The 10,810-nt window shown below is 65.3% G+C and carries 14 protein-coding genes; 6 read left to right on the plus strand and 8 right to left on the minus strand.

The features are described from left to right. Together FUT87_RS08480 and FUT87_RS08485 are read left to right on the plus strand one after the other, a co-directional pair. Positions 1-875 (plus strand): tripartite tricarboxylate transporter substrate binding protein (locus FUT87_RS08480; protein WP_147240737.1); only part of this gene is annotated, 875 nt, incomplete at its 5' end. 29 nt (positions 876-904) lie between these two features. Continuing rightward, the gene (locus tag FUT87_RS08485; RefSeq protein ID WP_147240738.1) at positions 905-2,455 is read left to right on the plus strand and encodes a malonyl-CoA synthase; all 1,551 of its coding nucleotides are present in this window, start codon (positions 905-907) and stop codon (positions 2,453-2,455) included. A gap of 83 nt (positions 2,456-2,538) precedes the next feature. Here FUT87_RS08485 and FUT87_RS08490 read toward each other — a convergent pair whose 3' ends face one another. From FUT87_RS08490 to FUT87_RS29890, 4 genes are all read right to left on the minus strand, one after another. Next, positions 2,539-3,423, minus strand: coding sequence for a hypothetical protein (locus tag FUT87_RS08490; protein WP_147240739.1), 885 nt, complete (start codon positions 3,421-3,423; stop codon positions 2,539-2,541). 19 nt (positions 3,424-3,442) lie between these two features. Then, complete coding sequence (locus tag FUT87_RS08495) at positions 3,443-3,655, minus strand: hypothetical protein (RefSeq protein WP_147240740.1); 213 nt, start codon at positions 3,653-3,655, stop codon at positions 3,443-3,445. Positions 3,656-3,669: 14 nt separating this feature from the next. Beyond that, positions 3,670-4,383: an MOSC domain-containing protein gene (locus FUT87_RS08500; RefSeq protein ID WP_147240741.1), complete on the minus strand. Its 714-nt coding sequence runs from the start codon at positions 4,381-4,383 to the stop codon at positions 3,670-3,672. A 244-nt stretch (positions 4,384-4,627) separates the two neighbouring features. Next, entirely contained in the window at positions 4,628-5,104 is a 477-nt protein-coding gene (locus FUT87_RS29890) for a hypothetical protein (protein WP_222617090.1), read from the minus strand. Here FUT87_RS29890 and FUT87_RS29895 point away from each other — a divergent pair. Continuing rightward, complete coding sequence (locus FUT87_RS29895) at positions 5,093-5,443, plus strand: hypothetical protein (RefSeq protein WP_222617091.1); 351 nt, start codon at positions 5,093-5,095, stop codon at positions 5,441-5,443. The two genes, FUT87_RS29890 and FUT87_RS29895, sit on opposite strands and share 12 nt — an antisense overlap. Continuing rightward, positions 5,440-6,297, plus strand: a complete 858-nt coding sequence (locus tag FUT87_RS08510) for an 8-oxoguanine DNA glycosylase (protein WP_147240743.1) — start codon at positions 5,440-5,442, stop codon at positions 6,295-6,297. Before FUT87_RS29895 ends, FUT87_RS08510 begins: the two co-directional genes overlap by 4 nt. On the opposite strand, the gene FUT87_RS08515 is transcribed toward FUT87_RS08510, so the two are convergent. The 4 genes from FUT87_RS08515 to FUT87_RS08530 all read right to left on the minus strand — a co-directional run bounded on the left by FUT87_RS08515 (position 6,238) and on the right by FUT87_RS08530 (position 9,068). Further along, positions 6,238-6,756: a nitroreductase family protein gene (locus FUT87_RS08515; protein ID WP_222617092.1), complete on the minus strand. Its 519-nt coding sequence runs from the start codon at positions 6,754-6,756 to the stop codon at positions 6,238-6,240. The genes FUT87_RS08510 and FUT87_RS08515 overlap by 60 nt on opposite strands. 160 nt (positions 6,757-6,916) lie before the next feature. Then, the gene (locus FUT87_RS08520) at positions 6,917-7,510 is read right to left on the minus strand and encodes a 7-cyano-7-deazaguanine synthase (RefSeq protein ID WP_147240745.1); all 594 of its coding nucleotides are present in this window, start codon (positions 7,508-7,510) and stop codon (positions 6,917-6,919) included. Beyond that, entirely contained in the window at positions 7,507-8,739 is a 1,233-nt protein-coding gene (locus FUT87_RS08525; RefSeq protein ID WP_147240746.1) for a PfkB family carbohydrate kinase, read from the minus strand. Before FUT87_RS08525 ends, FUT87_RS08520 begins: the two co-directional genes overlap by 4 nt. Further along, positions 8,736-9,068: a hypothetical protein gene (locus FUT87_RS08530; protein ID WP_147240747.1), complete on the minus strand. Its 333-nt coding sequence runs from the start codon at positions 9,066-9,068 to the stop codon at positions 8,736-8,738. The genes FUT87_RS08525 and FUT87_RS08530 overlap by 4 nt, the downstream gene beginning before the upstream one ends. A gap of 251 nt (positions 9,069-9,319) precedes the next feature. Between FUT87_RS08530 and FUT87_RS08535 the strand changes: the two genes are divergently transcribed. Both FUT87_RS08535 and FUT87_RS08540 read left to right on the plus strand, forming a co-directional pair. Further along, on the plus strand, positions 9,320-9,571 hold the full coding sequence (locus FUT87_RS08535) for a cysteine-rich CWC family protein (RefSeq protein WP_186830430.1): 252 nt from the start codon (positions 9,320-9,322) through the stop codon (positions 9,569-9,571). Between the two features lie 39 nt (positions 9,572-9,610). Beyond that, on the plus strand, positions 9,611-10,810 hold a 1,200-nt coding region (locus tag FUT87_RS08540), incomplete at its 3' end, for a PAS domain-containing protein (RefSeq protein WP_186830431.1).

The following is a 10,810-nucleotide window of genomic DNA, read 5'->3' on the forward strand; positions in this document are numbered from 1 at the left end:
TCGTCGTGCCCTTCCCGGCCGGCGGCGGCACCGACGCCTTCGCGCGGCCGCTGACCGCGGTGCTGACCAAGCAGACCGGCAAGCAGTTCATCATCGACAACAAGGGCGGCGCCGGCGGCACCGTCGGCGCGACGCTCGCCTCGAAGGCCGCGCCCGACGGCTACACCTTCTTCATGGGCGCGGTCCACCACGCGATCGCGCCGGCCATGTATCCGAAGCTCGAGTACAAGCTGGAGGAGGACTTCGTCCCCGTCGGCCTGGTTTCCAGCGTGCCGCAGGTGATCGTGATCAACCCGGGCAAGGTCCAGGCGACCGACGTGAAGGGCCTGCTGGACCTGCTGAAGAAGAACCCCGGCAAGCTGAACTACGGCTCGGCCGGCAACGGCACCTCGCACCACCTGGCGGGCGAGCTCTTCAAGCTGCAGACGCAGACCTTCATCACCCACATTCCCTACCGCGGTGCCGGTCCGGCGCTGCAGGACCTGATGGCGGGCCAGGTGGACCTGATGTTCGACGGCCTGGGCTCGTCGGCGGCCCACATCCGCGGCGGCCGCATCAAGGCGCTGGCGGTGGCCTCGGCCAAGCGCGCGCCCGGTTTCCCCGACATCCCCAGCGCCGTCGAGGCCGGCATCCCGCAATACCAGGTCTCGACCTGGTACGGCCTGTGGGCGCCCAAGGGCACGCCCAAGGAGGCGGTCGCCGCGATGCAGGCCGAGCTGCGCAAGGCCTTCGCCACCGAGGAGCTCAAGACGATCTGGACCGGCCTGGGCACCGAGATGCCCAACCTCTACGGCGATGCCTTCGGCAAGTACGTGCATGGCGAGGTGGTGCGCTGGGCCGACGTGGTCAAGCGCTCCGGTGCGAAACTGGATTGATGCTCCCTGCCTGACTCCCGCCGACGGACATGACACCCAACGCCAATCTCTTCGCGGCACTGCGCGCGAACTTCTCCGACGACCTGGACGCCTGCGCCATCGAACTGGCCGACGGCCCCGATGCCGGCCAGCGCTACAGCTGGCGCGACATCGACCGCGCCACGGCGATGATCGCCAACCTGCTGGACTCGCTGGACCTGCCCGCCGGCAGCCGCGTCGCGGTGCAGACCGAGAAGAGCGTCGAGGCGCTGCTGCTCTACCTCGCGGTGCTGCGCGCCGGTTATGTCTACCTGCCGCTGAACACCGGCTACCAGGCGGCCGAGCTCGAGTACTTCATCGGCAACGCGGAACCGGCCGTGGTGGTCTGCGCGGGCAAGCACTTCGGCTGGATCAGCAAGCTGGCCTTCCAGGCCAAGGTGCCCTGGGTGTTCACCCTCAACGAGGACCGCAGCGGCACGCTGCTGGACCGCGCGGTGCAGATGCCCGACACCCACCAGGTGGCGGCGAAGCAGCCGGACGACCTGGCCGCCATCCTCTACACCAGCGGCACGACCGGGCGCAGCAAGGGCGCGATGCTCAGCCACGGCAACCTGCTGTCCAACGCCGAGGTGCTGCGCCATGCCTGGGGCTGGCAGGCGGACGACGTGCTGATCCATGCGCTGCCGATCTTCCATGTGCACGGCCTGTTCGTCGCGTCGCACGGCGCGCTGCTGGCCGGCGCGCGCATGCTCTGGTTCAACCGCTTCGAGCCGCGCGCCGTCATCGCGCGTCTGCCCGACGCGACGCTGTTCATGGGCGTGCCCACGCTGTACGTGCGCCTGCTCGAGCAGGCCACGCTGACCGCGGACGCCTGCGCGCGGATGCGGCTCTTCATCAGCGGCTCGGCGCCGCTGCTGATCGAGACCTTCCAGGAATGGCAGCGCCGCACCGGCCACACCATCCTGGAGCGCTACGGCATGAGCGAGACCGTCATGCTGACCTCCAACCCCTACCGGGCCGAGGACGGTCCGCGCCGCGGCGGCACGGTGGGCTTCCCCTTGCCGGGCGTGGGCCTGCGCGTCGTCGATGACGCCGGCGCGCCCTGCCCCAGCACTGGCGAAGGCGAGATCGGCCACATCCAGGTCCGCGGGCCGAATGTCTTCGCCGGCTACTGGCGCATGCCCGAGAAGACGAAGGAGGAGTTCACCGCCGACGGCTGGTTCAAGACCGGCGACGTCGGCCGCCGCGACGAGCAGGGCTACGTGACGATCGTCGGCCGCAGCAAGGACCTGATCATCAGCGGCGGCTACAACGTCTACCCGGCCGAGATCGAGGGCTGGCTCAACGAATTGCCGGGCGTGGCCGAGTCCGCGGTGGTGGGCGTGCCGCACCCGGACTTCGGCGAGGGCGTGATCGCGGTGGTCGTGCCGCGCGCCGGCGCCAAGCTGGACGGCGCGACGCTGATCGCGTCGCTGAAGGACCGCATCGCCGGGTTCAAGGTCCCCAAGCGGGTGTTCGTCGAGACCGAGCTGCCCCGCAACGCGATGGGCAAGGTGCAGAAGAACCTGCTGCGGGACCGGCATCGGGCGCTGTTCGGCTGAGGCCGGTGTCGCCTCTCAAGCTGATGCCAACGCCTACAGGGCAACAGCGGCTGTCGCTGGCAAATTGAAGAGGATGCCGCCGATCACTTACCGCTGCCTGTATCGTTGGCCGACTTGTGCATCGGAACATCGCCGAGGAGCGCATCGAACTCGGCTGCGGTGAACGAGAAGGTCACCTTCGCGCGTGCTCGGGACATCGGGTCAGGATGAACCATGCCGCGCTTGTTGTCCTTGGAGCTCTCGGTGAACTTGTCGCGTTTGGACTGGTCCTCTTTGAGCCCATCGTCCATATGTGCGACGTGCGCGGCCGGAAGCCCCGTGTCACCCTTGCCCGCGGGTGCGCGCGATTCGATTGGAGGCGTGGGGCGCAGCACCAAGGCGATGAACGGCGAACCCTTGAAGCGGCGTGTCAGTGCCATCGGCTCGAAGTCGCCAAGTCCAAGCGCCCACGATTCGTAGACAGGCTCGGTTCCTTGCGGAGACAGCCAGCGGAGTCCCACCTGGCGCGTGTCGCAGTCAAGCTCTTGCGGCAACACTCCTACGTCGAAGCAGCGCCAACGCTCGTGGTTTCCCAGGACGCGCAGAATGGATGCGGCTTGCTGTGCATCACCTGCGCCAGGGAACAAGAACTGGATCGCATCGACACCAGAGGACGCGAACTGATCGACGAGCCCCGTGATGCCGTCGGCATCTAGCTCGCCGTCGAGAATCATCGTGACCCACTTGTCCTCATCCTGTGCTCGCGCAAGGATGACGGCAAACATGCAGCCAATCTGACCCTGCGCGTACCACGTGAACAAGAGCGAGCGCCAAAGATCGTCCGGAGTCTGGCGCACGGCCTGCACGCTTGAAGCGTGGCCGGAGTCGACCGCCCATTGCGCGAGATCGTCGAAGGTGGAGAACCTCTTGGTCGTGCCCTTATGCGTGAGCTTCTCGTGGGTCTTGGCCGGCGTTATCTTTTTATCCAATCTCCCTCCCAACCTGCTTTTACTTCAGCCAGGAATCGAAGTCCTCACCGGGTTTTAAAGCCATCTTGGGAAAGGGTTCCGGCAGCTCCGGATCAACCTCAACGGAGCGGGCCTTTGACAGCGTGACGCGCATCTTGCCTATGGCGAAAGTCTTCACCGGCTCAACGCCTTGCATCAGCTCGCGTGCCTCGTTACGAGCCTGCGTGTATGCGGTCGTTTCTTGTTGAGACATGGTCCTCTCCCTTTTCAATCAAACGACGCCAGCGCTGGCGCATGGGAACGAACGTCGAAGAGTTCGTGCCCAGACCAACGCAGCCTGGCGTCAGCGACTTCCCCAGCCTGCGCGCGTGAAGCCACGGCACGCGGAAGCTCGGAAAGCACCTTCGGAAAAACACGGCAGTACGACTTGGGCACGCCCGCCAGGCGAGCCAGCTGTCGAAACTCCACACGCTTGTCGTCCGGGACGCTGTGGAGCACCCCGATGACACGTTCCTTCCAATGCTCCGAAATCGGTGCGATGGAGGACGGCCCTTGCGACACCTCATCACCTGCAGCGATGCAACCACCGCGCAACACGCGAGCGAGCACACCGCGGCGCCCTTTGAGGCTGCGCACGATGCCCGGGCGGCGAACTTCGAGATGGCCGCAGGCCTCGCATTGGAATGTGAGCCAAAGAACAACGTCCTGCCCGATCTTGATCAGGCAGGACGATTGGAGTCCTTTTGTCGCGAAGCTCACAAGCAGGTTCTCACGTAGCGTATGCGGCGCAAGCTGCAGATCTTGATATACGTCCTCGCCGGCGATCAGCAGCTGACGAGGCGACAACGCATGTGCGTGCTTGTCGCCCTCAAGGCCCAAGTCTTGCACCGCAGTCACTTCCGATACTTCAACCGGGTCGGACGATCCCACCGGTCTGATGCGCATCGCCTTGACCGTACCCAGTCGTTGCCAGGCACCCATCCAAGAGGCACGCTCATCCCGCCGGACGAGCGCATCATCTGCGTAGCGGTGACAAGACTCCATCATGAATATCCCGCGATATCGCGGCGTAAGTAACGGCACATTCGGGGGCTGTCGCATCGCTGCGATTGGCCGGACACGACGATTCGTATTACGAAATCGACGGAAAACCGCACATTGTGAGCGACAACGCGCTGCCGGCGCCACCCCGGTGGTCGGGGACCGCCCAGCACCGCGCCAAAGTTCATGGGTGCATCAGGGTTGATAAACAGCAACATCTCCTGTTCTGCGAGCCACTTGCCGCCAGTAAACCGCCGAAGAGGCGTGCTCCGCGCGTGTTGGGGCTCTTGACGTCATCGTCAGTTCTGACGATGATTTCTCCATGCGATACCCAGGCGGCAAAGGAAAGTGTTACCAGCGGCTCATCAACCTGATGCCGCCGCATACCGTCTACATCGAGGCTCACCTCGGTGGAGGGGCGGTGATGCGACACAAAAAGCCAGCCGTCCAAAGCATCGGCATCGATGCCGATCTGCGGGTCATCCAATCCTGGCAAACGAGCGACCCGGACCTCTGTACCTTGGTGCATGACGACGCGGTTCGCTACCTTATGCAGTACCCATTCCAGGGGTCCGAGCTCGTCTACTGCGATCCGCCGTATCTGGCCAGCGTTCGTCGACGAGCCAAGATCTATAGGCACGAGTACGACGTGGAACAGCATCGCCAGCTCCTGGCGGTTCTGGTCTCGCTGCCCTGCATGGTCATGGTTTCTGGCTACGACAGCCCCATGTACCGCGAAGCCCTGCGCGGCTGGCGCCTGGAGACCTTCGACGCGAAGACGCACGTCGACGTGCGGCAGGAATGCGTCTGGTGCAACTTCGAAGCACCGCGCGAGCTTCACGACGCATCGCACTTCGGCGAGACCTTCCGGGATCGACAGACGATCAAGCGTCGGCAAGACCGCCTGATCGCAAAATTCGATCGCATGGATCCCATCGAGCGCAACTCGATGCTTGCGCTGCTTTCGTCGAAATACCAGCGGGACGTTCAACCGGTATGAGCCAGACTGCAGCAGTGTTCTCGGAGCACGTCAACGTCCAGGTGCAGCTGCCTGACAAGGATGCGGAGGTCATGCCAGGTGTAGCCTGGGGCGGCGTGGAGGAGTTCCCCTCGCCGGCGTACTGGGTCTATCAGGTGCTCGCGCGGCGGGTGATCGGTACGACGATCAAGCATCGTCTCGGCACCACGCTTGCGGAGGAAGTCGCGGCCTGTCTGCTCGGCGGTCATGGCATCCCGGCCAACGTGGGACTGGCAGCCTTCAGGACGGTACGCGACGCGGGGCTCTTGTGCGGCGCGCCAGCGGAGGAGGATTTGCTTGAGCTGCTCAAGCGCCCGATAGATATCGGTGGGCGGCCCGTCCGCTACCGCTTCGCGGCACAGAAAGCGCGTTACCTGAGCCGATCACTCGCTGCCATCGCCAGCAGCAAGCCGCCTCAACAGACCGGACGAGAGCTTCGCGACTGGCTGTTGAACCTGCCAGGCATTGGGCACAAGACCGCATCTTGGATTGCACGGAACTGGCTCGATGCCGATGATGTGGCGATTCTGGACATCCACATCCTGCGTGCCGGGGCACTTGGCGGCTTCATGGATCAGCGCCTCACCGTGGAGCGCAACTACCTTGAGCTCGAACAGCAGTTCCTAGAGTTCAGCCGCTGTGTGCGCATTCGCGCATCTGAGCTTGACTCGGTCATCTGGACCGAGATGATGACGTCGCCGCGTAGCGTGAGCCGTTTGCTCGAAGGCAACTTGGGCGGCGTCATGACGACCGCCGCGCCGCGTCGTCGCGCAAAGTCAGCGCAAGCGACCGACAAACGCCGCACCGACACCCGCCAGACCTCGCTGTTCAAGTAGTCGTTCTGCCCAAGGCGATCCAGTCGCCCCGAGCGGGCAGAAGCCCAGCCCTTGCCCATGCGCGCTCAGTCCCATCGTGGCAAGGAGGGCTCCAGCGTCGCGCCAGATGAGGCTCGCGTAATCTTCGTACTTCGCCGCGGTCTTACCAATCTCGGCCACCAGTAAGACGAGCGTCGCCGAGCGTGTCTCAACCAGCGGCTGCATCGCTTCGTGGACTTCTGCTGGGCTGACATTGCTCTCGAAGTGGACCAACTCATGAGAGAAGGCGTCATAGCGCGCCCAGCGGTCGGCCCCCGGCTCAGCGATCGCCAGATGGATCGGGTGGATGGCGCCGGCCGATGGCGAAGGCCTGCGCGTCAGCGCGAAGCCGAGCTCTGCCTCTCGTGTCTGCTGCACGCGATGCGTGGCATGCAGCCACGGGCCGAGCGCCTCCCAGCCGAGCGCGTCGAGGTCACGCACTGTTCGGCGTGTCGCCAACACCTCCGAGAACGGTCGATCCTCGAATGCGCGCGACACATGACCCATCGGCGCGGGTCTCGCGAGGCTGACGCGAGACGTGTCAGGCCAACTCAGTGGCGCGTAGGGAAGCGTCTCGCTGCGGGGCCTGGGGCTACCTAGGTCAGGCCAGGTCGCCGAGCTCATGCAGGACCTCGAAGTACTTGTTGCAGCCGCGGCAGTCGCCGCAAGCGACATTCGCTTTGTGGCAGCTGTGCGCCCAGGCCAAGAAGGAGCTGGGCACCTGCGCGTGACGCACCAGTTCTTCTGTGCTCATCTCGATGGCAGGGGCCTCAATCACGAGTCCACCCTCTTGCATGGCGACGAGCGAACTGATCGTCTGCACGAAGCCAGGAGTGCCGTCGGCATGTTTCCCATCCGATCGGACCGTGCCGATCAAGAGTCGGTCAATCCCGAGCTGGATCGCCTTCATCGCGGCGAAGGTCAGGAGCATCTGGTTGCGGTAGGGCCACCAATCGCTTGCCGGCGCATGCTCGTTCGCGGTGGAACCCGCCATGTCGCCCGAGCCAAGCGATCGGCAGTCGATTGCGACGATGTGATGCTCGATACTGAGTTCGCGGCACACGGCGGTCGAGGCCGCACGCTCTGCGGATGACGCCAGTTGTCCGTAGTCGATGGTGATGGCGACGTCCGGCCGCTTCCACCATGCGATGCTCAGCGAATCCATGCCGCCAGACAGAAGAAGTGCAGTCTTCATAGCTCGCAGGCCGTCCAGGCCGTTTTGTAGATCGCGCTGACAAAGTCCTCGCAGACCAAGCAGCCTGCGCCGTTCATCATCTTCAGATTCCGCTCGGACTCGTTCTCGCAGTACATCACCACGGGCTTTCCGAGCGAATTGGCGTACCCGATTTCGTACATCGTGCCCGAGTCCAGTCCATCGCTGATGGCGAAGAGGATGTCTGCCTCACGGATCGCAGCCAGATCTTTGGCTGCGACATCGGCGGCCGAAGCGTGACCCACATCGTGGTACGGCGAGAAGACATCCAAGCCCATGCTGAGCAGTGCCTGGCGGGCTTCCTCTACAAGCCAGACCTGCGCAAGGCTGAAGAACGGGCCGGCGAGGTAGACACGCGGCTTGCGCCCGGCCACAAACTGCGCGGACGGGCGGATCGCCGGCAGCTTGAAAGAAGCCAAGTTGCTGGTTGTGGCGAAGCCGCGTGTGCCGCAGTAGTACGCCGTCGCCTGGGACGCGAACATGGCGCTTTCGGCAGCAGAGCAGCCCTGACTCATCCAGTGATGAGCGAAGTGACCGACGAAGTTGTCGCCTGAACCGAGCTTCCAAACGGTGCCGGATTTGAAGGCGGGCACATCTTCGGCGTGGGCGCCCTCACGCACATGGGCGCCGAGAGGCCCTTGCTTGATGACGACGACCTGGGCCTGGTCGGCAGCAATGAGAGCTTCGGCCATGACTGATGCAGTGGCGCTTTGCATCCCCGTCATCAGGGAAGCTTCGTGCCGATTGAGCACCAGCGCTAGCCGCTTTGCGGTTGAACCGTTGTCCTGAAAGCGTACGGGCTTGTGGGCGTTCTGTGGGTCGTAAACCGCTTGATCCGCGTGCACGATCGCTTCTTGCTCAAGCATGCCGAACCGCACGACCTGTTGGCCGCGAACCGTGATTGGCTCGAAGGGACCAACCGGCTCGAAGATGCGCGGCGTGGACAAGCAGTGGGTGTAGTCGAAGATGCCAGAGCCTGCGATGCCCGTGCCTTGTAGCTCAATGCCCGCCAAGGCTGTGCGGGCGCTCATGAGGTCCTTGGTGACGGCGTCCAAGTACGTGTGCAGCCGGCACTTCCCGCCCATCGTGGCCATCGCTACTGCGGCGCGCCCTGCCGAGCCGAAGACCTCCTTCCAGCCTGGCCTCATGCATGCTTCGCGGTAGACCCCTCCGACGACATCAATGCGATCGTCCGCAGCCGCCGCACTCATGCGCCGACGACCTTAACGTTGACTCGGATCTGTCCGCCGTTGACCTCCATCACCTCCGCCTCGTAGACCGTGCCTCCGTTGAGGCAGTCGCGAAGGCGGCTGAGATTGGGAGAGGCGAGCCCCCCAGCGAGCTCGCCGCGGTACAGCACCACCACGACATCGCGACGACCGGTGTCGAGTGCGACATCTAGGCGATCACCGGGGCTCAACTTATCCACCACGTCGGCGCGCGGCGAACTCAGCTGTGTGTCGATGAAGAGTCGATCACAGGAGATTTCGTCAACGACGACATCAGTCCAACTGCCGCGGGAGCTAGAAGATCCAGACATGGGAGTCCTTTCGGTGAAGTGCGTGCTCGTTCTCATGGAGAACGGCTTCCACTACAGTAAACGGATTCTGCTGATGAAACCCGACATGCATTGGGGAAGCTACTGGGTTCGCTCGCCGCTGAAACACGGCGTTTGGCGCTTCGCACCCGATGTCGCCGACATGCCGCTCCAACGATCTCGCCGGAATAGACCAACGCTCGGGTTGGCGTGACCGTCCTGGTTGCATTCAAGTCAGCCGACAATCCCGCCCCATGAGCACGCCCCCACCGCTCCCCGACAACACCGCCTGCCCGCGCTGCGGCGGCGCTTTCCATTGCGGCGTCGAGGACGGCTGGTGCGCCTGCTTCGGCACGCGCCTGGGGGAGGAACTGAAGCGCGACCTGGCGGCGCGCTGGCCCGGGCAATGCCTGTGCCTGAAATGCCTCGCGGAACTGGCTCGCGACGACCCCGGCAGCCATGTGCCGGACGGGCCCCGAACAGGGCCGCCGGTGCCCCCTTCTTGAGCGTTTGAACCCCGGCGCCGCGCGTCCAAAATGCCGCCGATGGCCCCTTCCCTGTTCAGCCAGTCGGTCGCCGAGCGTCTGCGGATGCGGCGCCTGCTGGTCTACGGGCCCTTCCTCGCGCTGGGCCTGGTGCTGGTGGTGATGTGGGCGCTGGTGCTGTGGTTCGCACTGCTGTATCCGCGCTCGCTGGTCGAGGACCTCCAGCAGGACCTGCATGCGATCGCCCTCAACGCGGCGCAGGACACCGAGCAGCTGCTGCGCGAGACCGAGGGCAGCCTGCGCACGCTGGACCTGCTGCTGATGACGCGCCGCAACGAGCGGCAGGACCTGGACGCGACGGTGTCGCTGCTGGCCGACTCGCTGCGCGACAACTCGCGCGGCCTGACCGACGTGATGCTGGCCAGCCCCGAGGGCCGCCTGTGGCGCATCCCCTCGGTGACCGGCGAGCCTTACGTGGACCTCGGCCCGAAGAGTTTCCTGTCGGAACTGGGCCGGCCCGGCGGGCCCAGCGTCATCGTCGGCGCGCCACTGCGGCTGCGGCCGGGCGCCCATGTCGTGATGCCGATGGCCACCCGGCTGAGCGCGCCCACCGGCCCCTTCACTGCCACCGTCGGCTTCATCGACCTGGAGACGCTGCTGCGCAGCTACCGCGCGCGCTCGATGCGCTCGGGCATGGCCGTGCTGCTGGAACGCGACGACGGCATCGCGATGGCGCGCTGGCCGGAGGTGCCGGGACTGATCGGCAGCAACCTGCGCGAGGTGCCCGGCGACGAGGTGGTGCCGCCCAACCCGCCGGCCAGCGGCCAGTTCATCGTGACCCGCAGCCCCGCCGACGGCCGCGAGCGCATCGTTTCCTACCGCGTGCTGCAGGACTATCCGCTGCGCCTGTTCGTCTCCTTCGAGCGCGACCGCATCCTCGCCGGCTACCTGCAGCAGCGCCGCGCGGTGCTGGTCTTCTCGGTCGTCATCAGCGCGATCGCGGTCGGGCTGATGGCCTGGTTCACCCGGCTGCAGCAGCGCGCGCGGCTGCGCGAGGCGGAGAGCGAGGCCACCGCCGACGCCTCGCCGATGGGGCTGTTCCGTTGCGACCTCGGCGGCCGCACCGTCTACGCCAACGAGACCTACCTGCGCCTGCTGGAGGTCGACCGCGACGCGCTGGCCTGGGGCTGGCTGGAGCGGCTGCCGGCGGCCGAGCGCGAGCCCACGCGCGCGCAATGGGTGGCGCTGGTCGCGCGCGCG

It is taken from the genome of Mitsuaria sp. TWR114 (genome assembly GCF_007997345.1).

Excerpts from the sequence above, each read along its gene's own strand:
- FUT87_RS08530 (WP_147240747.1), bottom strand. The coding sequence starts at position 9,068 with ATGTCTGGATCTTCTAGCTCCCGCGGCAGTTGGACTGATGTCGTCGTT.
- FUT87_RS08485 (WP_147240738.1), top strand. The coding sequence starts at position 905 with ATGACACCCAACGCCAATCTCTTCGCGGCACTGCGCGCGAACTTCTCC.
- FUT87_RS08535 (WP_186830430.1), top strand. The coding sequence starts at position 9,320 with ATGAGCACGCCCCCACCGCTCCCCGACAACACCGCCTGCCCGCGCTGC.
- FUT87_RS08500 (WP_147240741.1), bottom strand. The coding sequence starts at position 4,383 with ATGGGTGCCTGGCAACGACTGGGTACGGTCAAGGCGATGCGCATCAGA.
- FUT87_RS08495 (WP_147240740.1), bottom strand. The coding sequence starts at position 3,655 with ATGTCTCAACAAGAAACGACCGCATACACGCAGGCTCGTAACGAGGCA.
- FUT87_RS08525 (WP_147240746.1), bottom strand. The coding sequence starts at position 8,739 with ATGAGTGCGGCGGCTGCGGACGATCGCATTGATGTCGTCGGAGGGGTC.
- FUT87_RS29890 (WP_222617090.1), bottom strand. The coding sequence starts at position 5,104 with ATGCTGTTCCACGTCGTACTCGTGCCTATAGATCTTGGCTCGTCGACG.
- FUT87_RS08510 (WP_147240743.1), top strand. The coding sequence starts at position 5,440 with ATGAGCCAGACTGCAGCAGTGTTCTCGGAGCACGTCAACGTCCAGGTG.
- FUT87_RS08520 (WP_147240745.1), bottom strand. The coding sequence starts at position 7,510 with ATGAAGACTGCACTTCTTCTGTCTGGCGGCATGGATTCGCTGAGCATC.